20 protein-coding genes and 1 tRNA gene are annotated in these 23,400 nt (G+C 42.5%); 13 read left to right on the plus strand and 8 right to left on the minus strand.

Annotation, left to right across the window (positions count from 1 at the left end; translation table 11 throughout):
* Positions 1 to 385: 385 nt before the first annotated feature.
* Positions 386 to 1,147, plus strand: coding sequence for a class I SAM-dependent methyltransferase (locus HMPREF1535_RS10290; protein WP_046146065.1), 762 nt, complete (start codon positions 386 to 388; stop codon positions 1,145 to 1,147).
* Positions 1,148 to 1,267: 120 nt separating this feature from the next.
* Here HMPREF1535_RS10290 and HMPREF1535_RS10295 read toward each other — a convergent pair.
* A tRNA-Leu gene (locus tag HMPREF1535_RS10295) sits at positions 1,268 to 1,351 on the minus strand.
* 176 nt (positions 1,352 to 1,527) lie between these two features.
* Between HMPREF1535_RS10295 and HMPREF1535_RS10300 the strand changes: the two genes are divergently transcribed.
* Positions 1,528 to 2,610 carry a mannose-1-phosphate guanylyltransferase gene (locus HMPREF1535_RS10300; protein WP_010800895.1) on the plus strand — a complete coding sequence of 361 codons (1,083 nt, stop codon included), beginning with the start codon at positions 1,528 to 1,530 and terminating at the stop codon, positions 2,608 to 2,610.
* On the opposite strand, the gene HMPREF1535_RS10305 is transcribed toward HMPREF1535_RS10300, so the two are convergent.
* The 5 genes from HMPREF1535_RS10305 to aroQ form a co-directional block, all read right to left on the minus strand.
* Complete coding sequence (locus HMPREF1535_RS10305; protein WP_046146066.1) at positions 2,603 to 3,826, minus strand: ABC transporter permease; 1,224 nt, start codon at positions 3,824 to 3,826, stop codon at positions 2,603 to 2,605. The genes HMPREF1535_RS10300 and HMPREF1535_RS10305 overlap by 8 nt on opposite strands.
* A gap of 12 nt (positions 3,827 to 3,838) precedes the next feature.
* Complete coding sequence (rbfA, locus tag HMPREF1535_RS10310; RefSeq protein ID WP_010800893.1) at positions 3,839 to 4,174, minus strand: 30S ribosome-binding factor RbfA; 336 nt, start codon at positions 4,172 to 4,174, stop codon at positions 3,839 to 3,841.
* Positions 4,175 to 4,186: 12 nt separating this feature from the next.
* Positions 4,187 to 4,813: an O-methyltransferase gene (locus tag HMPREF1535_RS10315; protein WP_010800892.1), complete on the minus strand. Its 627-nt coding sequence runs from the start codon at positions 4,811 to 4,813 to the stop codon at positions 4,187 to 4,189.
* A 95-nt stretch (positions 4,814 to 4,908) separates the two neighbouring features.
* Positions 4,909 to 6,360 (minus strand): pyruvate kinase, encoded by a 1,452-nt coding sequence (gene pyk, locus HMPREF1535_RS10320; RefSeq protein WP_046146067.1) that lies wholly within the window; start codon positions 6,358 to 6,360, stop codon positions 4,909 to 4,911.
* 33 nt (positions 6,361 to 6,393) lie between these two features.
* Positions 6,394 to 6,831, minus strand: a complete 438-nt coding sequence (aroQ, locus tag HMPREF1535_RS10325) for a type II 3-dehydroquinate dehydratase (protein WP_009860041.1) — start codon at positions 6,829 to 6,831, stop codon at positions 6,394 to 6,396.
* A gap of 99 nt (positions 6,832 to 6,930) precedes the next feature.
* On the opposite strand from aroQ, the gene xerD reads away from it, so the two are divergent.
* A complete protein-coding gene (xerD, locus tag HMPREF1535_RS10330) occupies positions 6,931 to 7,836 on the plus strand; it encodes a site-specific tyrosine recombinase XerD (RefSeq protein WP_046146068.1) in 906 nt (301 codons plus the stop codon).
* A 104-nt stretch (positions 7,837 to 7,940) separates the two neighbouring features.
* Here the strand turns inward: xerD and HMPREF1535_RS10335 are convergent, their stop codons facing one another.
* Complete coding sequence (locus HMPREF1535_RS10335) at positions 7,941 to 9,932, minus strand: DUF4954 family protein (RefSeq protein ID WP_046146069.1); 1,992 nt, start codon at positions 9,930 to 9,932, stop codon at positions 7,941 to 7,943.
* A gap of 28 nt (positions 9,933 to 9,960) precedes the next feature.
* Positions 9,961 to 11,172 (minus strand): GTPase HflX, encoded by a 1,212-nt coding sequence (gene hflX / locus HMPREF1535_RS10340; protein WP_009860038.1) that lies wholly within the window; start codon positions 11,170 to 11,172, stop codon positions 9,961 to 9,963.
* A 70-nt stretch (positions 11,173 to 11,242) separates the two neighbouring features.
* Here hflX and HMPREF1535_RS10345 point away from each other — a divergent pair, with 70 nt between their 5' ends.
* From HMPREF1535_RS10345 to HMPREF1535_RS10390, 10 genes are all read left to right on the plus strand, one after another.
* Positions 11,243 to 13,021 (plus strand): T9SS type A sorting domain-containing protein, encoded by a 1,779-nt coding sequence (locus HMPREF1535_RS10345; RefSeq protein WP_046146070.1) that lies wholly within the window; start codon positions 11,243 to 11,245, stop codon positions 13,019 to 13,021.
* 51 nt (positions 13,022 to 13,072) lie between these two features.
* The gene (locus HMPREF1535_RS10350) at positions 13,073 to 13,294 is read left to right on the plus strand and encodes a hypothetical protein (protein WP_009860036.1); all 222 of its coding nucleotides are present in this window, start codon (positions 13,073 to 13,075) and stop codon (positions 13,292 to 13,294) included.
* 198 nt (positions 13,295 to 13,492) lie between these two features.
* Entirely contained in the window at positions 13,493 to 13,855 is a 363-nt protein-coding gene (locus tag HMPREF1535_RS10355) for a BlaI/MecI/CopY family transcriptional regulator (protein ID WP_009860035.1), read from the plus strand.
* 21 nt (positions 13,856 to 13,876) lie between these two features.
* A complete protein-coding gene (locus HMPREF1535_RS10360) occupies positions 13,877 to 15,871 on the plus strand; it encodes a M56 family metallopeptidase (RefSeq protein ID WP_046146071.1) in 1,995 nt (664 codons plus the stop codon).
* 19 nt (positions 15,872 to 15,890) lie between these two features.
* Entirely contained in the window at positions 15,891 to 17,468 is a 1,578-nt protein-coding gene (locus HMPREF1535_RS10365; protein WP_046146072.1) for a tetratricopeptide repeat protein, read from the plus strand.
* 70 nt (positions 17,469 to 17,538) lie between these two features.
* Complete coding sequence (locus HMPREF1535_RS10370; protein ID WP_046146073.1) at positions 17,539 to 18,735, plus strand: 6-bladed beta-propeller; 1,197 nt, start codon at positions 17,539 to 17,541, stop codon at positions 18,733 to 18,735.
* 27 nt (positions 18,736 to 18,762) lie between these two features.
* Positions 18,763 to 20,277: a tetratricopeptide repeat protein gene (locus tag HMPREF1535_RS10375; protein ID WP_235438470.1), complete on the plus strand. Its 1,515-nt coding sequence runs from the start codon at positions 18,763 to 18,765 to the stop codon at positions 20,275 to 20,277.
* A 51-nt stretch (positions 20,278 to 20,328) separates the two neighbouring features.
* Positions 20,329 to 21,507, plus strand: a complete 1,179-nt coding sequence (locus HMPREF1535_RS10380; RefSeq protein WP_010800882.1) for a 6-bladed beta-propeller — start codon at positions 20,329 to 20,331, stop codon at positions 21,505 to 21,507.
* Positions 21,508 to 21,521: 14 nt separating this feature from the next.
* Positions 21,522 to 22,718, plus strand: coding sequence for a 6-bladed beta-propeller (locus tag HMPREF1535_RS10385; RefSeq protein WP_046146074.1), 1,197 nt, complete (start codon positions 21,522 to 21,524; stop codon positions 22,716 to 22,718).
* A gap of 1 nt (position 22,719) precedes the next feature.
* Positions 22,720 to 23,310 carry a hypothetical protein gene (locus HMPREF1535_RS10390; protein ID WP_235438353.1) on the plus strand — a complete coding sequence of 197 codons (591 nt, stop codon included), beginning with the start codon at positions 22,720 to 22,722 and terminating at the stop codon, positions 23,308 to 23,310.
* The last annotated feature ends 90 nt before the right edge of the window (positions 23,311 to 23,400 follow it).

Below are 23,400 nucleotides of genomic sequence, written 5' to 3' on the forward strand. Positions count from 1 at the left end.
CAATAATAGATATATATGCGGTATATTGCCCAAAACCATAAGCAATACATATCATTACGCTAAAAATATGACATAAATCAGAACAAAGACAGCAGAGGAAACCTCGCGAGAATTCCATAAAAATGAATCGACATTCCACCCCACTGTATAGCTTATCCTCCATATACATAAAATATCATTTTGATAATCAAATAAAATCATGGGAACTTTCCAAATCTACCTATCAGATAACTGGAATTTTTTATCTTTTTGATATTGCTGTGATTTGTTATGGAACTTATTACTTGCAAGGTTAATGTCATGAAGAGAAAAAGATATTAATTTTGTCTTATTGGAAACAGACTAACCTGAGGCCATACACAAAAAATATAATTTAAAGAACAGAATGAATACAGATTACAAGGTGGGCGATTTGATTTATGACGCAAGTATTTATGATGGATTAAATACCTTCCTATCCGATTTGCAGTTTTACAAAAAGTGGCTGCCGAAAAATAGGGATGCTAAAATACTTGAACTTTGTTGTGGAACAGGCAGACTTACGCTTCCAATTGCAAAGGATGGATACAATATTTGTGGAGTCGATTACACTTCATCCATGCTTGAACAAGCAAAGGCAAAAGCTTCTGAAGCAGGAGTAGAGATTAATTTCATTAAAGCGGATATTAGAACGTTAGATTTGCATGAAAAATTTGACTTTATTTTTATTCCATTTAATTCAATTCATCATTTATATAAAAATGAAGATTTATTTGAGGTATTTAATGTCGTTAAAAATCATCTTAAAGACGGAGGTTTATTTCTGTTAGATTGTTTTAACCCTAATATTCAATATATTGTTGAAGGTGAAAAGGAACAACAGGAAATTGCAGCATATACAACTGATGATGGGAGGGAAGTCTTGATAAAGCAGACAATGCGTTATGAAAACGCAACTCAAATTAATCGCATAGAATGGCATTACTTTATAAATGGTGAGTTTCATTCAATTCAAAATCTGGATATGAGATTGTTTTTTCCTCAGGAATTGGATTCATATCTGGAATGGGCTGGATTTAAGATTATTCATAAGTTTGGAGGCTTTGAAGAAGAAACATTTGGCGATAATTCGGAAAAACAGATATACGTATTAGCATTTGATAAGTGATGTAGTCAATTTAGCTCTATACCGAAGTTAATAAGTATCAAACGTTCCGTAATTCATTCCGCACTAAAATAAAAAGTCCTGACTATCTATAGATAATCAGGAACTTAATTTAAAGTAGTGTACCCAGAGCCGGGATCGAACCGGCATGGAAGTGAATCCACTGGTGTTTGAGACCAGCGCGTCTACCAATTCCGCCATCTGGGCATTTGCTTTTTTGCTAATGCGTTGCAAAGGTACGCATATTTTTTATTTCTGCAAGCGTTCAGCAATTTTTTTTCAAATTATCTATAGCTTTCGGGGAATAATATAAGATAGGAGAATAAATACCGGATTATTTCGTTAACTTTGTAAGAGTATAATTAAAAAACAACCTGTGTATCATGAAAGATAATTATTGCGTTATCATGGGTGGAGGGATTGGCAGTCGCTTCTGGCCTTTTAGCAGAGAAAGTTATCCAAAACAATTCTTAGATTTTTTCGGGACCGGACGTTCCCTGTTGCAAATGACTTTCGATCGTTTTTCCAAAATCATCCCGGTAGAAAATATTTTTATCGTTACTAACGAAGCTTACGCCGACTTGATTAAAGAACAGTTGCCCGAATTGAAAGAAGACCAGATCCTGCTGGAACCGGCACGTAGAAATACAGCTCCTTGTATTGCTTACGCTGCTTACCATATAAGAGCATGTAATCCGAATGCCAATATTGTTGTTGCTCCTTCCGATCATCTGATCCTGAAAGAAGATATATTTCTGAAAGACGTTCAGAAAGGATTGGATTTTGTAAAGAACAATAATGCATTGGTTACGTTGGGTATCAAACCGAGCCGTCCTGAAACAGGTTATGGTTATATCCAGAGCAGCGATTCCATGCTGGGAGAATTTACCAAGGTGAAGACTTTTACGGAGAAACCGAATCTGGAACTGGCAAAAGTCTTTTATGAAAGTGGTGAGTTTTTCTGGAATTCAGGTCTGTTTGTATGGAACGTAAATACAATTCTGGAAGCTTTTGCCAAATATCTTCCGGATATTGCCGTCCGGTTTGACCTGGGTAAGGATAAGTTCAATACGGAAAACGAACGTGAGTTTATACATGAGAACTTCCCTTATTGCCTGAAGATTTCCATCGACTACGGTATTATGGAGAAGGCGGATAATGTGTATATGTTATGCACTGATTTCGGTTGGGCAGACTTGGGTACTTGGGGGTCCTTGTTTGATTTGGCTCCGAAAGATGAAAATAATAATGCTGTATTGAAGAATAGTAATGCATTGCTTTATGAAAGTTCAGGAAATGTAATTGCCGTAGGTAATTCAAAAAGACTGGCTGTGATTCAGGGTGTTGAAGATTGCATCGTGGCTGAATCGGGAAATGTATTGCTTATCTGCAAAAAAGATGACGAACAGCGTATTAAGCAGTTTGTGGCAGATGCACAGATAAAATACGGGAAAGAATTTAATTAAACCATTTCTTTCCCAGATAATGCACGGGATACCAGGCGGCCATGAATCCAATGGCCGCTACCGTAATAAATGCAATCAGGGCATCAGTGAACATCACCCGCACCGGATATGCGTCGATAATAAAAGCACCTGCTGTTTGTCCCAATTTAATCAATCCGAATTGTCGCTGTAAAAAGCACAATGCCAGACCGATCACAATCCCTATCAGAGCTCCGAATCCGGAGATCATCCAGCCTTCAAATAGAAAGATACGACGGATAAGTTTATTGTCAGCCCCCATATTCCGAAGGGTATGTACGTCATCTTTCTTTTCTATCATCAGCATAGACAGCGAACCGACTACGTTGAACAAGGCGATTGCCAGGATAAATGAAAGTATCAGGTAAGTGATCCATTTTTCTACCTGCATCATTTTGAAGGATGCTTCCTGTTGTTCGTAACGGTCTTGTATGATAAACCGGTCACCCAGGATGGATTTGAGCTGCTTTTTGACTGAAGATATGTTGGCTCCGTCAGCAATTTTCAGTTCGATGGAGGTGACTTCCTTGTCGTATTTATATAACTCACGTACCAGTGAAAGGGGGAGTATCATGTATCCTTCGTCGTATACCTGCTGGTTAATCATAAAGACTCCGCCTATATAGGCATATTCCTGACTGAATGAAGAAGCCGGGTTGGATAAATTGACTTTTTCATTCCGTTTGGGAACATAAATCTCCAGCGGAGAAGCGAATCTTGGTTTGGCTCCCAGTTTGGATGACAGTCCGACTCCGAGAATGGCATAATCGGTTACTTCGTCTTTCAGGATGAAGCTGCCGTCTATCAGTACGCTGTCTATTTGGGTCAGATGGCTGAAGTTGTCGTCCACCCCTTTGATTATTGCCACATCCTGACGGTCGTGATAGCGTATTAATGCATTATCCTGAAGAACTTCTCCGAAATAGGCAATATCGGGTAATTGTTTTACCTGTTGGAATTCGGCAGTTGTCGGGTCGAACACTTTCCCGGTGCGGGGAGTGATCTTCAACTCCGGATCGAAACTGCTGAACATGTCTGCTACCAAGTCATTGAACCCGTTATAGACCGACAGTGCACAAACAACTGCGGTGGTAGCAATGACTACACCGCAGACACATACCATCGAAATAATATTGATGGCATTGTGGGATTTCTTCGAAAAGAGGTACCGTCGGGCTATATAAAACGAAAGGTTCAACGCTTGATTCTCTTATTTCTGTAACAGTTTGTCAATGTTTTCAATATAATCCAGCGAATCGTCAATGAAGAAACTCAGTTCCGGGATAATGCGGACCTGTTTTCCTATACGTTTACCCAAATCGAAACGGATCGCTTTGGTATTTGCACGGATCGATTCCAGTAACTCTTTCCCTTTTTCGGAAGGGAAGATACTCAGGTATGCTTTGGCAACGCCCAGGTCGGGGCTGACGCGTACCGCACTTACAGAAATCAATATACCCGGCATTCCCTGGGTCTGTTTCTGGAAAATATCGCCCAATTCTTTCTGGATCAGACGACCTATCTTGTTCAGTCTTGTACTTTCCATATCGTTCTCAATTTATTTTTTCCATATCATTGTCAGACCGTCGCGAAGCGGAAGGATCACTTTCTCCACCCGGGGGTCTTCTTTTATTTTATCATTAAAACTAAGTATCCCGATGGTTTGTTTATCTGACGGGTGAGGTTTTTCCAAAACTTTACCATCCCACAGGGTGTTATCGGCCAGAATCAGGCCTCCCGGACGCACTTTGGGAAATACCAGATCGTAATAGTCGGAATACAAGCGTTTGTCGGCATCGATAAATACCAGGTCGAATGTTTCGTCCAGTTCCGGTATGATTTTCATCGCATCGCCTATATGCAGCTTTATTTTATCTTTCAGGGGAGAGCGTGAGAGATATTTCATGATGAAATCTTCCATTTCATCATTGATCTCGAGTGTATGGATCAGGGCGTCGTCTTCGGTTCCTTCGGCCAGGCAGAGCGTGGCGTAACCGGTGTAGGTCCCTATTTCCAATACACGGCGGGGACGAAGCATGCGACAAAACATTTTCAGTATCCGTCCTTGCAGATGGCCGGACAGCATACGGGGACGCAAGAGATTGACATTGGCATCGCGGTTTAACGCGGATAACAATGCGCCTTCTTCGTCGCTGTGATTGAGAATGTATTCGTCTAATGTCATTTAAATAAAGAATGTTTATGCTTCAAATATACGAAAAAAGATGTAGCAAAAGCGTTTTACCGACTTTTGCGACACCTTTTCCTGTTTTATTTTATTTATTCCTTAAAGGTCGGGAGTGAATATTTACTTCCGGCATCCAACACTTTTCCGACGTTGTTGATTTCGAGGAATGTCGTGCCGCCACCTTCACCGAAGCTACCGCTCAGGTAAGCAACCATGTCGTTACGGGTGATACGTCCGCTCTTAATCAATTCGTTCAGTGCGCTGTAGAAATAACCGCGACGGCTGTCATCCCACGGCTGATATACGGCCCATACGCCATATGACAGAGAAAGCATGCGGGTTACACGCGGGTTATAGCAGATGGCAAATACCGTTGAGGTACCACGGAAAGCGGCCAGGTAACGGGCTGTGCGTCCGGAGTGGCTGTCGGTGATGATTGCCTTTACATGTAGCTTGTTGGAAGATTTTACCGCTTGTTTTGCCAGGAATGAAGTGACGTCCAGGTCGTTACCTTCGATAGGTACACGGATGTCGTTGGCGGCTAGCTTGGTCTTTTCAGCTTCGCGGGCAACCTTAGTCATTGTCTGGACTGCTTCCAGCGGATATTTACCGTAAGCTGTTTCACCGCTAAGCATCAATGCGTCTGTGCGGTAATAGATTGCGTTGGCAATATCGGTTACTTCCGCACGGGTAGGACGCGGATTCTTGATCATGGAGTGAAGCATCTGGGTCGCAACGATCACCGGCTTTTTCACTTCCACGCATTTGCGGATCAACACACGTTGGATTCCCGGAATCTTTTCGGCCGGAACTTCGATACCCAGGTCACCGCGGGCGATCATGATACCGTAAGCTACTTCCAGGATTTCATCGATATTGTCGACACCTTCCTGGTTTTCGATCTTGGCAATGATCTTGATCGGACTTTTATGTTCGTCCAGGATATGTTGTATATCCAATACATCCTGTTTGTTTCTTACGAAAGAGTGAGCAATGAAATCCAGTTCGTTTTCAATCGCCCAAAGAATATTTTTACGGTCTTTCTCTGTCAGTGAAGGGAGGTTGATGCGTACACCGGGGACGTTCACGCTTTTGCGGCTTCCTAATGTAGCGTCGTTCTGCACTTCACAGAGCAGATAATCATCCTGTTTCTCGATGACTTTCAGTTCCAGGTCGCCGTCGTCGATCAGGACGTCGCTGCCGATGGTCAGGTCGCCGACAAAGTTTTTGTATGAAACATAAATGCAATCACGGGTTGTCTCTTTTTCCGGATCACCGATTATCTTAACGGTGTCGCCGGTTGTAAAAGGTATTGGCTCTTTTGCCGTAGTGGTACGTACTTCCGGGCCTTTGGTATCCATCAATATACCGATGCGGTCGGATACTTCGCGTACATTTGTAACAACACGGTTTAAACCTTCTTCCATCATGTGGGCCGTATTCAGGCGCACAACATTCATTCCTGCATTGTACAGTGAGCGGACAAATTCCACATCACAACGTTGATCAGAAATTGTAGCAACAATCTTCGTATGCTTTAACATATACCTTAAATATTATAACCTATTATTTACTTTTTAGTCGTTGGCAGTTGGCTGCTGCATAAGCGCTTCGAGCGCCAGCCGGTATGAATCCAGACCGAATCCCAGTATAACCCCTTTGCAGGCAGCAGAGATCATCGATACATGACGGAATGATTCGCGTGCATGTACATTTGAAATATGTACTTCTATAACCGGGGTAGTCACTGCTTTTATGGCGTCGTGCAATGCGATGGATGTATGTGTATATGCTCCCGCATTCATTATAATCCCATCGTATTCAAAACCCGTTTCATGGATTTTGTCAATCATTTCGCCTTCTATATTACTCTGAAAGTAAGCAATTTCGCATTGGGGATACCGGGCGCGTAATTCGTCCAGATAACCTTCGAAAGAAGCATTACCATATACTGTTGGCTCGCGTTTGCCCAACAGGTTAAGATTAGGACCGTTAATAATCTGAATCTTCTTCATTTGCTGTAACTTTATTACCTTTGCACCACCTGGTACGGGCTGAAAATATCCGGCAAAGGTAATGATTTTATTTGATACATACATAATTGCCTGTGTACAATGCAACAAGGAAATAATATAATCGACAAATATAAGACCTGGCTCCGGCTGGAAAAGTCTCTATCTGCCAATTCGATAGAAGCTTACCTGACTGACCTGGACAAACTCATTCGCTTCGTGGAAAGTGAAGGGAAAGACTTTGCTACGATCTCTTATCAGGATTTACAGCAGTTCGTAGCCCAGTTGCGTGATATAGGAATCCATCCGCGTTCGCAGGCCCGCATCATATCCGGTATAAAATCGTTCTACCGCTTTCTTTTACTCGACGAGTATATAACAGCCGACCCGACAGAATTGTTGGAATCGCCCAAGATCGGATTGAAGCTGCCCGAAGTATTGACGGTCAATGAGATAAATGATATCTTGGATACGATAGACCTTTCTTTGCCGGAAGGGCAGCGCAATCGGGCTATGCTGGAGGTGTTGTATAGCTGCGGCCTGCGTGTTTCCGAGTTGATCTCTTTGCGTTATTCGGATGTTTATTTTGATGAAGGTTTTATCAGGGTGGAAGGTAAAGGAAGCAAACAACGCCTGGTTCCGATTTCTGAGACGGCTATCCGGGAGATAAAGAATTATCTGCTGGATCGTAATCTGATGGTGGTGAAAAAAGGATTCGAAGATATCTTATTTCTGAGTCGCCGGGGCACGGCTCTTTCCCGTATCATGGTTTTTCATATTATCAAGCAGCAGACGGAGATGGCAGGCGTTCATAAAAATGTCAGTCCGCATACGTTCCGGCATTCTTTTGCGACCCATTTGCTGGAAGGCGGTGCCAACCTGCGGGCTATCCAGGAGATGCTGGGGCATGAGAAGATAACGACTACCGAGATTTATACACATATCGACCGGCAGTTTCTCCGGAAGGAAATACTGGAACACCATCCCCGGAGCCGTCGGCGGGAATGAGATGTATCATATATTATGAGAATGGATTCGTATAATATATGATATTTGATTCGCATAATATGTGAGATTATATTCTCATAATATATGATACGAATCTTTTGCTACTATTGTATTAGCTTTTCTATCCTTCCGATCAGTTCATCTCCCAGTGTCCGTTTGGTGCTGATATGTTCTTTTACGGCTGTGACGAACGGGTTTTGTTCGAAAGCACCGCGTACGACTTCGAAGTCCTCTTCTTTTTCTTTGCGTGTCCCGTCTACGCCGAAGCCGGTCATTGAGGTAAGGGAGAACTCCTTGCGGGCATCTTTGTAAAGCATCTCGTCCAGACCGATGACGGACGATTTCCAGAGTTCAACCAGTTCGATGATCTTTCCGGGGGTGATCTCACCTAGCTTGATTCCGTAGTATTCTTCTATTTTCTGATAGGCCCATGTCCATTCTATTTCATAATATGAATTATGTTGGTACTGGAAGAAGGCATTAATCTTTTCCAAAGAATTTATCCGGTGGCTCTCGATATCTTCTATCAAACCATTTAATTGATCTTTCGGAAGGATCAGTCCGGACAGGTCAACCCATTCGCCGGTTCCTTCTTTGGCGGTTGGGGTCAGTTGTTTGCGGACTTCTTCTATGTTCTGGAACTGTGTGCCTTCCAGTCTTTTTATCAGAGAATTACCGAGAAATTTATTAATTGCCATTCCGTATAGTTTCAGTGCATTTTGTAAAGAAGAGCCTTTAATACGGGCATTCTGATAGTAATATATTTCGGAAGTTTCTCCGACAAGGCTTTGTAGATTCTTTAAGATACCGACTGCTTTTATCATTTTCTGGATGGTGTAGGGACTCAACAGGTTGTAGTTGATCATATCCAGCTTGTTCGGATCGGTTCGCTTGTCACGTCTCGGCCATTTCTGGGCGTCACGGATGGTACCGACACTTCGCAGATTGATGCCCGGCACCAGATAAGTCTCGTCGTCTTTTTCAATCAGATAGGAGAAAGGCATATCGGACGTGTCACTGTGATGGTGATGTCGGCCCATGATTAATGAAAAAGCACCGATACGTGCCGGCCAAAGTATATAAGAGTCGCTGGTCGTCTTGGAACCTCTTTCGACAATACCCTGGTGAATCGGGCCTAACTTATACATATGATTGCTTTGGTTCGAACCACTTCCGGCGTTCAGGAACGAATACATGCCGGCAATCAGGAGGCTACTCTTGTGCATGGATACCGTGAACGGTCCGGCGAAGATGGCACAAGCCTCCCCGTTCTCAAAAGAACAGTTACTGAGCAGTAGGGAGTCGTGAGCCGAAAAATTATGCGACACGTGGCAGGCCTGCCCGATAAAGCAGCGGATAATCTTTGCCGCATCGGCAATGACTGCCCCTGATGAGATGATAAAATCCTGGGCGATCACGCTGTCACCGATATATACAGGGGCTTCTTTATTACTGTTCACTGTCCCGTTTTCCAAGCGTGTACAGTTCTCGATGGTAGCGTGTTGGCCTATGTTTACATTACGGATTGTCCCGGCATTGATTATCTTTACGTTCTCTCCGATCGTCCCGTAGTCGGAGGTGATGCTTTTGGTATAATCTGCAATCATTTCCTGTAGCCGTTCGATCAGTATCGGACGGTGGCGGTAAAGTGCGATTACATAAGCCAATGGGGCGGAAAGCTGATTGTAGATGGGGACTTCGCGGCCTCCGGTTTCGTTCAGCACTGAAACCTGTACGTTGTTGCCGAACGTACTTTCTCCTTCCACGACCATCACGTTGACATTTTCTATATAACAATTGTCTTTGATACGGTAGTTGGCAATGTAATTGTGGGTGTTCTCGATCAGGATATTATCGCCCAGCATGCAATTATGCAGTGTTGTATTTCTGAGTCCGCTATGTTTTCTTATTCCGCCGGGGAGGGTGAACTCTTTCTCGAAATGTCCTAAAATAACTGTGCCTGAGAAATGTACATGATGGATATATCTGGTCTCGAAGGATAAAGGGACTAGCACCTGTCCCCAGTTTTCGGCATAACAACCCTGAGATTGCAATACCGCAATCTCTTCGGGTTGTAGGTTTCTGATTTTTTCCATTGGTCAACTTGTTTGTATTTCTATTGCTTTATTCTTCGTCGTATTGCTGGAAGAGAAAGTCATTGTATGGGAAACGGGTGATATGTATCTGTTTTACCCGTTCATATAACAATGCTTTCAACGCATCTATGTTGGTACGTTCCTTGGCGGAGATAAAGATGCAGTTATCCTGCAACTTATTCATCCAGGTGCGTTTCAGCTCGTCCAGGTCGATATTTTCCCGTTTCCGCGGAGTCAGGTCGTCTTCGTCTTTCGGGACGAAGGTGAATGCGTCGATTTTGTTGAAGACCATGATCATCGGCTTTTCGGTCTTGTCGATTTCAGCCAGGGTCTTGTTTACCACTTCGATCTGTTCCTCAAAAGTCGGGTGGGAGATATCTACCACATGAACCAGCAGGTCGGCTTCGCGCACTTCGTCGAGGGTCGATTTGAACGATTCGACCAGTTCGGTGGGCAATTTGCGGATAAAACCAACAGTGTCTGACAACAGGAACGGCAGGTTTTCAACGATTACCTTTCTTACTGTCGTGTCGAGTGTGGCGAACAGCTTGTTTTCGGCAAACACATCGCTTTTGCTCAGTTGGTTCATCAATGTTGATTTACCGACATTGGTGTATCCGACCAGGGCGACGCGGACCATCTTGCCACGGTTTTTCCGTTGCACGCTCTTTTGCTTGTCGATATCCACCAGGTCACGTTTCAGCTTGGCTATTTTATCCAGGATGATACGCTTATCGGTTTCCAGCTGGGTTTCACCCGGGCCACGCATGCCGACACCACCACGCTGACGTTCCAGGTGAGTCCACAGACGGGTCAGGCGAGGCAACATATATTTGTATTGTGCCAGTTCGACCTGTGTTTTTGCGTTGGCAGTCTGTGCACGACTGGCGAATATATCGAGGATCAGGCTGGTACGGTCGAGTATTTTCACCTGAAGTTCTTTTTCGATATTGCGAAGCTGTTTAGGCGAGAGTTCGTCGTCGAAAATGACCAGGCCGATTTCATTTTCGATCACGTACTCTTTTATCTCCTGTAGTTTACCGGTTCCGACAAATGTGACGGGATTCGGATAGTCCAGTTTCTGATAAAACTTTTTGACGGCTTCGGCTCCGGCCGTATCGGCAAGAAATGCCAGTTCGTCCAGATATTCTTTAACTTTCTGTTCGTTTTGCTCGGGGGTAATCAAACCAACGAGCACCGCTTTTTCTGTCAGTGCTTCTGATATAATAAATTCTTTCATGCGGCAAAGATAATCATTTCAATTATTTCTTTATATTTGCAAACACAATAACGACTAAAATAGTTTAGCTATGAAAAAGAAACATTTACGTATGTTTCGGCATATTCTTGCCGGAACTATGGTTCTAACAAGTATGGTGTCTGTTCAGGCACAGGTAACAAATCCCGAAACGTGGAGCAGTTTTGTAGAAAGTGGTGCGAATCCGTCGGTGGTGGATACGTTCCGCTGGCAGTTGTTCACATCATCGGAGCATGATAATTGGAGTTATACTCTAGGTGGTGGTGCTATCATTTCTAATGATCAGAAAACGTTGAAAATGCCCTTGTCTTCCTCTGTCATTTTTGAGAAAAATTTATTGTCATGTTATAAGAATGTATATATAGTTGTGGGGATTACGGTTCATTCTTTAGTCCCTGGGGATACTTTATATGCCGTATATAGTAATACTTTAGGAGCAAAGCGAAAAGGTGTTTTATGTCCTGATCCCAAATATCCCAATCAGTCACATTTTTCCAGAAGGTTAGGATATGATGCTTATTATTTAGCTCTGACTGCTTCAGATCCTGTCAATGGTTCTAAAAACGGGTATTTTCAAATTGATAGTGCGTATAGTTATGGCTCAATCCGCCAATATTCCCTTTTTTCCGGAAATGGCAACTGGAATGATTCCATTCGTTGGTCTCACCTTCCTCCCTTGCGTCATCGAAGTGCCCTGATTAGTGGTGAGGCAGAAATTAATTCTACCGTGCAGTGTGAGCAGGCCCTGTTGGGTAACGGTGGTCTGCATATTTCAGAAAAGGGCCATTTCATCGTGGATAAGCTTGTTCTCTATAGCACTGACAATCCACTGACAAACACTGACAGAGCACTGACAACTACTGACAATTCACTGACAGTGGCAGGTAAACTGGCGGTTAACAAGCAATTGGAAGTCCGTTATACATTTCCGGAAAAAGGTAAATGGTATTTCCTCTCTTTCCCCTTTGATGTCTATCTGAATGATATAGATAAACGTTTTCAGTTGAAAGATAAAACCTTTTCCGGTAAAGGTGATTTTCTGTACGTGCAAGTTTATGACGGGAAGAAGCGTGCCCAAAGCAATGACGCGACGGGTAACTGGACGGTGCTTTCCCCGGAGGAACTATCCGATGGTCTTGTCTTTGAAAAAGGAAAAGGTTATCTGGTCGCTTTGGATGCAGCTGCATCCGATAATACGTTGACCTTTTCAACCGCAGGGAACGATATTCCTGAAAGTTTTGGTAAAACGGCATCTGTTCCGGTCTATGCGGCATCTGCCGGAAATACGGACAAAGCGCATGAGGGTTGGTATCTTTGTGGAAATCCATTGCCTTCTCCTATCTCATTGTCGCAGATATCAGCAAATCCGGCGCTGGATGGAAATATTTATATATATGATGGAAATGCCTACGAGTCCTATCCGATAGGCAGCGAGTATGTACTTCCTCCTTTCTCGGCTTTCTTTGTCAAAGCATCGGCAGATACGGAGATTGATTTGACGGCTGCTGCATTGTCAACAAATGCAGTTCGTCTGAAAACAGGTTATCCTTTCTCTGTAGCGGCTACAGAGCCGGAAGAAGTGGCTGTTCATAATTCTGTATTTTCGGGAACAGAGAAGAAATGCTATTTGAAAGGAAAGATACTTTATCTGTCAGATTTGCCGTCGACTGGAACTGTGCGGGTATCTGATTTTACCGGACGTGTGGTGTCTGTCCATTCGGTATTACCGGGTTCTTCAACCCTTCCGCTTTCTTTACCGGCAGGATTCTATATAATAAATGTGGAGGCAGGTCATTATCATGCCCAACACAAATGCGTTCTGACCCAATGAAAGAATAAACTATCTTGTATCTTTGTCTGTTCAAAACAATAAAAAAGCCGTATGAAGAAGATTAATATTACAACTGGCGTTCTGGTGATCTATCTGATTGTGATGAGTGTATGGGGATGGCCCGGAAAACAGCCCGATCCGGACTGGGTACAGTATTTCTCGGTAATGGGAGTATCCCTCTTCGTCATTCTCCTGCTGCGCTATCTGCAAGTTAAGCGGATGAAGATGCGGGATAAATGGAAAGAAGAGAATCGGCATTCAACAGAAAAATAGGATATATTTCGTTTAAAACGGGCGAAATCTTGTTTAAAACGGGTGTAGGATTCGTTTTAAACGAGATTTATCGGATACATTGATTGGAACCGAAAGGAAATCGTTTGTATTAATCTTTAATACTTCTTAACTTGTTTCTATTTGCAGATATACGATAATTTCGTAGATTTGCGATATAATCGTAAATAAATAGGGATCATGGAAAAATTAACAATGCAGGAAGAAGAAGTAATGCGCTTGATTTGGCAGATTGGGCCTTGTTTCGTTAAAGATATACTGGCTAAGTATGACGATCCGAGGCCGCCTTATACAACACTTGCTTCTATTGTAAAAAATCTGGAACGTAAGAAGTACGTGAAGAACAAACGCTATGGAAATACGTATGAATACACTCCGCTGATCCCGGAGAGTGAATATAAACGTACCTTTATGAGCGGTGTTGTTCGTAACTACTTTGAAGATTCATACAAAGAAATGGTTTCTTTCTTTGCCAAAGATCAGAAGATTTCGGCAGAAGATTTGAAAGACATCATCGATTTGATAGAAAAAGGAAAAGAATAAACCTTTTAACACCTTATTACCATGACACCGGAATTTGCCTACTTTCTGAAGGTGAATGTAGCCTTTGTACTCTTTTACGCCTTCTACCGTCTGCTCTTTTATAAGGACACATTCTTTAAGTTGCGCAGGGCTTCCCTCCTTGCTTTCTTTGGTTTGGCGTTGCTTTATCCATTGTTGAATATTCAGGAATGGGTGAAGGAGCAGGAGCCGATGACGGAGGTGATACAGATTTATTCGGCTATGCTGCCGGAGATGACAGTAACCCCAGAGGTCGTTGTTAAAACAGACTGGAAAGGAATCCTGCTTTCGGCAAGTTCATATATGTACTGGGGTGTCATGGCTCTTTTATTTGTCCGTTTTTTTATTCAGTTAAGCAGTATCCTGCTGCTGGCTTACCGGAGTAGACGGACTGTTATACACGGCGTACCAGTCTACCGGCTGGATAAGCCTGCCGGACCTTTTTCATTCTTCAAAATGATCTTCATACATCCGGAAAGCCATTCGGAGAAAGAAATAGATGAGATACTTACACACGAATGTACCCATGTTTTCCAGTGGCATTCGGTAGATGTGATGATTTGCGAGCTGATTACCGTCATATGTTGGGTGAATCCCTTTGCGTGGCTTTTGAAACGCGAAGTGCGTCATAACCTGGAATACCTGGCAGACAATACCGTTATCCAATCCGGATACGACTGCAAGAGCTATCAGTACCATCTGTTAGGCCTTGCCCACCATTATCAGGCTGCAGCAACATTATATAATAGTTTTAACGTATTACATCTAAAAAACAGAATCAGTATGATGAACAAAAAGAGATCCCACGGGATCGGAAGAACAAAATATCTGATATTCATCCCTCTAGCAGCATTTTTGATGCTGTTGAGCAACATTGAGGCGGTTGCCCGTATCACGGGAGAAATCGCAGCTGAAGCTGTTGCCGGAGTAAAGGAAGCGACTGAAATAAGTGTGCTTTCGGAGGATGATGTGAAAGTGTCAGGTCAGGTAATTGACGATTTTAACGGGCCGGTTATCGGCGCGAATGTGATTGTAAAGGGTACTAATGTAGGTACCATTACGGATACGGAAGGTTATTTTGTGCTGGAAACGACAAAGAATGCTGTTCTCCGCTTCTCTTTCCCGGGTATGAAGGCGAAAGAAGTCGCAGTGAAGGATGTGCAGGGTAAGTTGAAAGTACAGTTGTACTCGGATGGAAGTGCACAGGGATCGCAGTCTGCTCCTCCCCCTCCTCCTATGTCACCTCAGATATCGACAGACCCCTCGGATCTGGTTTTCACAGTCGTGGAAGTGATGCCTGAATTTCCGGGCGGACAAGGTGCCTTACTGCAATTTTTGGCAAAGAGTATTAAATATCCGGTAATTGCTCAGCAAAATGGTATTCAGGGACGTGTAACCTGTTCGTTTGTGGTGGGTAAAGATGGGGTGATCCGGAATATCGAGGTCATTCGCGGGGTTGATCCGTCGCTGGACCTGGAGGCTACCAGGGTAATATCCATGATGCCTAAATGGAAACCGGGTATGCAGAAAGGGAAAGAGGTCAGTGTGAAGTATACGGTGCCGGTGACTTTCCGTTTGCAAGGAAAAGAAGACAATAAACCGACACCTCTTCCTGCTGGAGAGGGCGATAATGAAATCACTGTTGTGGGATATGGCGAACAGAAATCAGCCGATACTTCCGGCCAGGTATTTGCAATAGTGGAAAAGATGCCACAGTTCCCGGGCGGAGAAAAAGCGATCAATGAATTTATTTCAAAGACGTTGCAATATCCGGTCATTGCACAGGAAAATGGCATCCAGGGAAAGGTCGTTTGTTCGTTTATTATAAATCAGGATGGTTCGGTCACAGATGCTGAAGTGATTAGTGGTGTTGATCCTTCTCTGGATAGGGAAGCGCTGCGTATCGTTAGTGCAATGCCTAAATGGACTCCCGGTACGCAACGGGGAAAAGCGGTTCGTGTTAAATATACTATGCCTGTTACTTTCACATTGCAGTAATCACTAAAACATAGAGCAGATGATGCACAAATATACTGTTTTGCTTCTTCTCAGTGTCCTGTCCCTTATGGGGCAGGCACAGAGTCTTTCATTTCAGGAACTACTCAATAAAAAGAAGTTCACAGAAGTGATCGCCCTGGCCGATAGTCTTACTCCGGCAGATTCTGCTGATTATGTTACTATGTCGGCTATCGGCCAGGCTTACGAAGGTGTATTGGAATATAATGAGGCTTACCGGTGTTATCAGCATTGTCTGCAAATGGATACGACGAATGTCGATGCCTTAAGTTCCGTTGCCCGGGTAGCTATGAACCTGGGAAAAGCTTCCGTAGCCCAGGATTGTTTTCGGAAAGTACTCGAAAGCGACAGTACCGATTTCTATGCTAATTATCAATTAGCCCGCCTGTATTCCCAGATTGGCGATTATGAGAATGCCGTGTTGCAGTTCAATGTGTTGCGCGATCAGGATACGACAAAGGTAAATCCTGTTATTTACCGGAATATAGCTGATTGCTATATGAAAATGAATGCCATCCCGGCAGCTACGATCTGCTATTTTCAGGCTTATAATGTTAACCGTGAAAATGCCGGATTGGCCAGTGCTTTGGTGAATTGCCTGTACCGGATGGGAGGTCCGAATATACAGGACGGATTATCCATTTGTGATACGGCGTTGTTTTATAATCCCGGAAATCATGCGTTGCGTCGCAGTAAGGCTATGGGATTTTATATGAATAAACAGTATGCCCAGGCTGATACGTTATATGGAGAATTGTTTGCAGAAGGCGATACCTCTTTCCTTACATTAAAATATGGGGGTGCTTCGCGTTATCTGGCCGGACGTGCCATGGATGCGATCGATCTGCTGGAATGGGCGTATGGGAAAGATACGACGGATGTAGAAACGAACCTGTTGTTGGGTGCTGCTTTAGGTAAAACATATGACCGTAAACGGGCCTTCCTGTTGTTCGATCAGGCAGAAAAGTTGATGCAGCCGAATGAGGCGTTGGTGAATATGTTGTTGACTTCCCGTTCAGAGACTTTGTTCAAAGATGGGCGTCAGCGTGAAGCTGAAGGGTTGCTTTATAAAGCCTGGCTTGCCAATAAGGACCGGCTGGACTTATTGTTCCGTATTGAACGGGAGTATTCCAACTGGGGACCGGAGTATAAATCGGCAGATGATCTGGCCAGGGCTTTGTTTGCCAAGGTTACATTCCTGAGAGAATATTTTCTGACCGGAAAGAAAATGCAGGGATTCCAGCGGTATCGTTCTATACTGCAATATCTGTATGAAGATGCTTTCTTTACGAATAAGACAGAACTGGTGATGATTGCCCCGGACAATAAGAAAAGTAAGATATCGGCTGAAGACTTAAAGTCTATAATAGACCGGTTGCCGGATATCTCGCAACTTCCGGAGGTAGAAAGAAAATATTATCAACAGATGGAAGAAGTGTTCAAAAAAAGGAAAGAAAACGGAGTCGGCAGTACAAAATCGGAGCCTCTTGACGAGAACTCGGAAGCGTTTAAAGCAGGAATGAAGGCTGCTCAAAAGTATCTTGACAGTCAAAAGAAAGAAGAGCAAAAGTCGGAATAACTAAATAAGTACGGATAGACTAATTATATCTATTCCGTTATACAGGTAATAACTTTAAAATAATCCGATTATGAATAAATGGAGTATCTATAATTTAGTCATAACCTGTATGTTATTGGGCGCATGCGGAGGAAAGCAGTCGACTGAAAAGACTGTTGTTTTAGAGGAAGAACAACATGGAACCGAATTTCCGATAACTGTCCCTTTTGAGATGGGGATAGAGAATGAGCGTGAAGTTTCTCTAAGCCAGATAGCAGAAAAAGTCGAGTATATTCCGCTTGAAACAAAAGCTGATTGTTTGTTATCCAATTATAGAGGGTATATTCAATATATAGCCGGTAATTATATTATTCCATGTAGCCGGGGCGTTTATATGTTTGATGGTAAGGGTAAATTTGTCCGTCGAATCGGTCGTCAAGGACAAGGTCCCGGTGAATATAGCCTTGTCTTATCTTTAGATGTTGACCGCGAGAATGAACTGATTTATTTGTTGGATAATAGAAAAGTGAACGTATACTCATTAACCGGTGATTACTTAAAGAGTATACCTCTACCCGAAGTGAGATATGCAGCGATATTGAATGACAGTATTTTGGCTTCATTCATCTATAATAGTTCCGGACAAATGAAGGACCGCATTCTCTTGTTCAATCAAGCCGGCGATAAGGTAAAAGTTTTTCCCCGACATGATCTGTTTACAATAGAAAAAGGGGTCACATATATGATGATGGGAAGTAATGACCGCTATCTGTTTCATTATGATAATCATTTATGTTTTAAAGATTATTATTGTGATACCTTATATACTGTTACGGAGAATGAATTACAGCCCAGATACGTTATTCAGTTGGGCAAATATGCCATGCCGCTGGAAGCCCGGTGGGAAAATCAAAGAGGCGATCAAAATAAATTTACAAAGATAGCCTCTTCTTATCTTCGCGTCAATGTGATGGAAACGGACTCTTTCCTTTTTATGCCTTATAGCCATTGGGCAGGAGAAAAAAGTCGTTTGGAAGAAATACTTATATATGAGAAGAATACTCAGGCTTGCTTTAAAGTCGCCGGCAATATAATCAAGAATGATCTGGAAGGGAAATTACCTTTTATACCTTATACTTCAATAGGTGATAATTTGTTGTTAAGTATATGGACTCCTTCGGATATATTAGAACAGGCTGATAAAGATTCCTCTATTCTGGAACATCCGCAGTTGAAAGGATTGAAAGAAGATGACAACCCGGTCCTGATGGTCGTTCATTTTAAGTAGAGCTAAATAGGAAAATTAAAAGAGTTTATGATGAAATATACTATTGTCCTTTTTTTCAGTATTCTTTCTTTTGTTGCACAGGCGCAAAACCTTTCTTTACAGGAGTTGGTGAACAGAAAACAATTCCCGGAAGTGTTGGCTCGGGCGGACAGTCTTACGGCAGCCGATTCGGCCAGTTATACGACTATGTCGGCTATCGGTCAGGCTTATGAGGGAATGTTCCGGTATAAGGAAGCCTATACCTGTTTTCAATATTGTTTGTCAATGGATACAACGAATGTGGATGCTTTGAATGCACTTGCCCGTGCTGCAATTAATTATGGTAAGATTACGGAAGCCAAACGTTGCTATGGAAAAGTGCTGGAATCGGATAGTCTGAATTTTTACGCCAATAATCAGTTGGCACGTCTTTATTATCAGTTGGGTGATTATGATAAATCGATGGATCATTACCGGACTTTAGCATCCTACGAGAGTGATAATCCGACTATTCTGGCCGGTTTGGCGGATTGCCATATGAAAAAAGGCGGTATGAATATGCTGATCGCATTGGAACTGTATACCCGTGCTATGGAAATCAATCCGGAGAATATCCGTGTGGCCTCTTCCCTGATTAATTCATTATTATGGAAAGGAGATGGAAAAACTGCTTTACAGGTCTGTGATACCGCCTTGTACTATAATCCCGATAACCGGCAGATTCGGCAAAGCCAGGGAATGGCTTTGTATATGACTAAAAATTATTTGAAAGCGGATACCGTTTACAGCGGCCTGTTAGCGGAAGGTGATTCGTCTTTTATCAATCTGAAATATGCAGGTGCCTCCCGCTATATGTCCGGCCATGCAATAGATGCCGTGGAACCGTTGGAGCTGGCTTACGAAATAGATTCGACAGACGTGGAAACAGTCTTGTTGTACGGAGCTACATTGGGTAAAACCTATGACCGCAAACGTGCCTATCAATTATTTGACCAGGCAGAAGAGTGTATGAAACCAAAGAAGTTTTATGTCAATCTATTGGCCTCTTTCAGAGGAAGTACACTCGAACGGGACGGTCGTTTCAATGAAGCGGAGAAAGTCTATTATGAAGCATGGAAGAAAGATCCGACACAGTTGAATTTACTATATGAAATCAATAAGCACTACTGGCTAAGGGAGTCGGAAATGTTTAAGGATGAGAAGTTGTTACAGAAAACCCTTTTCAGTAAATACACTTACATGACTGAAATGATGAAGCGGAAAGAATCTAAAGAGAACTTGTTTGGCTTTCGTTATTTCTTTGAAGACTTATATCAGGAGGCTTTCTTCCGTGATATTACTGAACTCACAATGTTGGCTCCCGATGGTAAAAAGAGTGAACTTTCTATGGCTGATTTGCAAAGCATAATCAAGCAGCTTCCCGAACCCTCTGACCTCGAACGGAAACGTCGTGAAGATATGAAAGCTGCCATGAAGGAATATGAAAAGAAAAATAAGAAAAAAGAGATAGCAGCAAGGGATTCGGCAAATGGCATCCATATCGAAGGAAAAACCGGCCGATAGAGGATGCCAATGATGCAGAAAATGAAATATAACCTTTAAACTAAAATAGATATGGGAAAACACGTCAGAATTATAGGAATATTATTACTTGCTTTGTTTTTTTGTCCGGCTATGGCGCAAAAGAAGATTGCTTTTGCCGAAGGAGTAGATGAACAGAAAGAAATAAAGTTAAGTGAGGTCGCTTCCGGAGTGAAATATATTCCGTTGGAGACGACAGCGGAATCGTTGCTGGATAAAGATATTTTGAATGTGACTTTTGCCGGTGACTATCTGTTTGTCTGTGATTTTGTTAATCTGTTCCAGTTTACGCCGGAAGGTAAATTTATTCGTAAGATAGGAAAGGCAGGAGAGGGGCCGGGGGAATATGCGAAATCTATTCTGGCTGTTACTTATGATGAAGATGCAAAACAGATTTTTATATCTGATTTTAGAAAAGGCAAGGTGCTGGTCTATTCTTTTGAGGGTAAATATTTGTATGACATCAATACTCAACGTGGATCGATGACTACTTATAGAGATAAAACCGGAAATCTGTTTGGGATAACCAATGAGTACCTGTATACGAAGGACAAAAGAGGCAAAGAATTGTTCGTGTACAATACTAAAGGAAAGGAATTGTATAGCTACCATTTCAGACCGGAACAAGGAGTCCGTTATCCGGGGATTATCTTCAGTTATGGTATTCTTTATGATTATCAGGAAAATACCTATTATAAAAATCCTTTAGAAACGACAATCTTTCGCTTGGAAGGGAAAAAAAGAATTCCGGCATATAAACTGGATCTTTCGCAATATGAAAAATTATCGGGTGAAGATGATGCTATCATCGCTATAGACAAGAAAACGAATACGGGAACCAACCTTCCCAATAAAGCCGCTGAAAAGAAATTCAGTTTCTTCAATGTCTTTGAGATAACCCATGCGATAGGTGTGGAGTATGCACAGGGACAAGGTCGCTGTTTAGCCTGGTATGACAAAGGGAAAGAAACTGTTTGCCGTGTCCGTTCCCCGAAAGCCGAATGGGATGGTTTTACCGATGATATGGAAGGTGGTTGTCCTATCTTTCCACGTTTTGTCAAAAACAATAAGATGATCGGTGTTGTCTCTGCTTCTGTTCTTTTGGAGAAAGTAAAGCCTGAAAATGCCAAAGGTTCTCTGAAAGATCTCTTGACGAACCTGCGAGAAGACGATAATCAAGTAATACAGGTCATTCTATTGAAAGATAAATAACAAAATACACAAATATGAAAACTATCAAACACTTGCTTTTAGGGGGATTTTCCCTTTTGTTGCTCTCATGCGGAGGAAAGAAGTCCGGTGATCAGCCGGTTGAAAATATATCGGAAGTGCCTGAATATCCGATAACAATCTCCTTTGCCAAGGGCATTGATACGGAACAGGAAGTCCGGTTGAGTGAAATTGCCAGGGAAGTAAAGGTCGTGCCGTTGGAAACAAAGCCCGAATGTCTGGTTGCCAAAGTATCTCAGGGTATGATACAGATGGTAGATCATAACCTGTTTATTCCATGTAGCGAAGGGTTATTGCAGTTTACAGATGACGGAAAGTTTGTCCGTTCGGTAGTCAAGCGGGGACAAGGACCGGGAGAATACAGCATAATCCGGTTTATAGCGGCTAACGACAGGCTGAAACAAATTTATATAATGGATAACGGAAGGATTCTTACCTATACAATAGGCGGTGACTATGTAGGAGAGTCTAAAATACCTTTCTGTTGGCAGTTTACTTTGTTGGGAGATAGTGCATACGTCGGCTACATTTATAACAATACCGGCCAAAAGAAAGACCGGCTTGTCCTGGTTGACCGGCAGGGAGAGACACTGAATACTTTTCCTCAATATGATCAGTTTACGATTGCCAATGGGTTGAATTATTATTTGTGGGGGTATTACGACCGTTATCTCTATTCTTTCAGGGAAGAAGCCTGTTGTAAAGAGTATTATAATGATACGGTCTTTACGGTTATCCCGGAACGGCTTGAACCCCGCTATATCCTGGATTTGGGAAAGTATAAGATACCGAAAGAAAGGCGTTTTGAAGTTCTGGAAGGAAATTGGCAAGCCTATTCAGAACCGGCACAAGCCTATCTGCGACCGGATTTCCATGAAACGTCTCAATGGGTATTTCTCCCTTATACCTCCTGGGATGTTACCAACAAAGATGAGTTACCCCGTCTGGCCATGTACGATAAGAAGAAAGGCGCTTGCTATAAGGTGAAAAACAATCGTATCATAAATGATATGCAGGGTAGTTTACCTTTCTATCCGGAGACCCGCATTTCGGATGATGTATTGCTTTATTATCTTGAAGCACCCGAGGTGATGGAGTTGGCGGAAGATGATCCTTCTATCCTGGAATATGAACAACTGAAAAATCTCAAAGAGGATGATAATCCGGTATTGATGATTGTTTATTTGAAGTAGTATGATATATTTTATCCAAATTCTTTTGTTGTTTCCGTTACTGTTCAACTATTCAGTTGAACAACCGGTTCCTGTCCGGCTTCATTATGATGAGACGACACCTTCTCCCTCGGGTGCACAGGTTATTAAGTTGTCCGGAGATTTGCAAGGACAAACTTATAAGATACGGATGGCACATTATAAAGAAGGAGTAGTGTCTTATAAAATCCTGAATGAACAGGCTTATGTAATAAAAGATACCGTATTCTCTATTCGTATCGCGGTTGAGCCGCTCCATGCGCATGAAGTGGACTTTACAGTGGAAGGTGAAACGCAAATTGTGGAAAAAGCGGAGGTAGAAGATGTCTTACACAGTATTTTATTGGAGACATATCCGACAAGAACCTATACTCCCAATGATACGATACCTCTTACCAGTTATACGAGTGGTGCTTTATATGAAGTGATGCTTGAAGGAAAGAAACAACAGGCTGGTAGCTATTGTGATGTCCGTAATGCTAAACTTCCTCCGAAGGAATGGCATGAAGCATTTAATATGAAAGAGTATATATGGTTTGATTTATTTTTTTGTCATATGTCAACTGTCAACTAAAACCCGATACATGCATGATTTTATGACAATATGATGGTGTAATATCTCTAAAAAGGCAGCTTTTGTCCGCCTTTTTAGAGATATTTTAGA

The sequence above is a fragment of the Parabacteroides goldsteinii DSM 19448 = WAL 12034 genome (genome assembly GCF_000969835.1).
Classification (GTDB): Bacteria; Bacteroidota; Bacteroidia; order Bacteroidales; family Tannerellaceae; genus Parabacteroides; species Parabacteroides goldsteinii.

What these genes read in the sequence shown, in the direction of transcription:
- HMPREF1535_RS10315 (WP_010800892.1), bottom strand. Translation starts at nt 4,813, where the DNA reads ATGACATTAGACGAATACATTCTCAATCACAGCGACGAAGAAGGCGCA.
- HMPREF1535_RS10300 (WP_010800895.1), top strand. Translation starts at nt 1,528, where the DNA reads ATGAAAGATAATTATTGCGTTATCATGGGTGGAGGGATTGGCAGTCGC.
- HMPREF1535_RS10375 (WP_235438470.1), top strand. Translation starts at nt 18,763, where the DNA reads ATGATGAAATATACTATTGTCCTTTTTTTCAGTATTCTTTCTTTTGTT.
- HMPREF1535_RS10345 (WP_046146070.1), top strand. Translation starts at nt 11,243, where the DNA reads ATGAAAAAGAAACATTTACGTATGTTTCGGCATATTCTTGCCGGAACT.
- HMPREF1535_RS10370 (WP_046146073.1), top strand. Translation starts at nt 17,539, where the DNA reads ATGAATAAATGGAGTATCTATAATTTAGTCATAACCTGTATGTTATTG.
- HMPREF1535_RS10290 (WP_046146065.1), top strand. Translation starts at nt 386, where the DNA reads ATGAATACAGATTACAAGGTGGGCGATTTGATTTATGACGCAAGTATT.
- aroQ (WP_009860041.1), bottom strand. Translation starts at nt 6,831, where the DNA reads ATGAAGAAGATTCAGATTATTAACGGTCCTAATCTTAACCTGTTGGGC.
- HMPREF1535_RS10385 (WP_046146074.1), top strand. Translation starts at nt 21,522, where the DNA reads ATGAAAACTATCAAACACTTGCTTTTAGGGGGATTTTCCCTTTTGTTG.
- HMPREF1535_RS10350 (WP_009860036.1), top strand. Translation starts at nt 13,073, where the DNA reads ATGAAGAAGATTAATATTACAACTGGCGTTCTGGTGATCTATCTGATT.
- pyk (WP_046146067.1), bottom strand. Translation starts at nt 6,360, where the DNA reads ATGTTAAAGCATACGAAGATTGTTGCTACAATTTCTGATCAACGTTGT.
- HMPREF1535_RS10360 (WP_046146071.1), top strand. Translation starts at nt 13,877, where the DNA reads ATGACACCGGAATTTGCCTACTTTCTGAAGGTGAATGTAGCCTTTGTA.
- HMPREF1535_RS10335 (WP_046146069.1), bottom strand. Translation starts at nt 9,932, where the DNA reads ATGGAAAAAATCAGAAACCTACAACCCGAAGAGATTGCGGTATTGCAA.
- HMPREF1535_RS10390 (WP_235438353.1), top strand. Translation starts at nt 22,720, where the DNA reads ATGATATATTTTATCCAAATTCTTTTGTTGTTTCCGTTACTGTTCAAC.
- HMPREF1535_RS10380 (WP_010800882.1), top strand. Translation starts at nt 20,329, where the DNA reads ATGGGAAAACACGTCAGAATTATAGGAATATTATTACTTGCTTTGTTT.
- HMPREF1535_RS10365 (WP_046146072.1), top strand. Translation starts at nt 15,891, where the DNA reads ATGATGCACAAATATACTGTTTTGCTTCTTCTCAGTGTCCTGTCCCTT.
- HMPREF1535_RS10355 (WP_009860035.1), top strand. Translation starts at nt 13,493, where the DNA reads ATGGAAAAATTAACAATGCAGGAAGAAGAAGTAATGCGCTTGATTTGG.
- hflX (WP_009860038.1), bottom strand. Translation starts at nt 11,172, where the DNA reads ATGAAAGAATTTATTATATCAGAAGCACTGACAGAAAAAGCGGTGCTC.
- xerD (WP_046146068.1), top strand. Translation starts at nt 6,931, where the DNA reads ATGCAACAAGGAAATAATATAATCGACAAATATAAGACCTGGCTCCGG.
- rbfA (WP_010800893.1), bottom strand. Translation starts at nt 4,174, where the DNA reads ATGGAAAGTACAAGACTGAACAAGATAGGTCGTCTGATCCAGAAAGAA.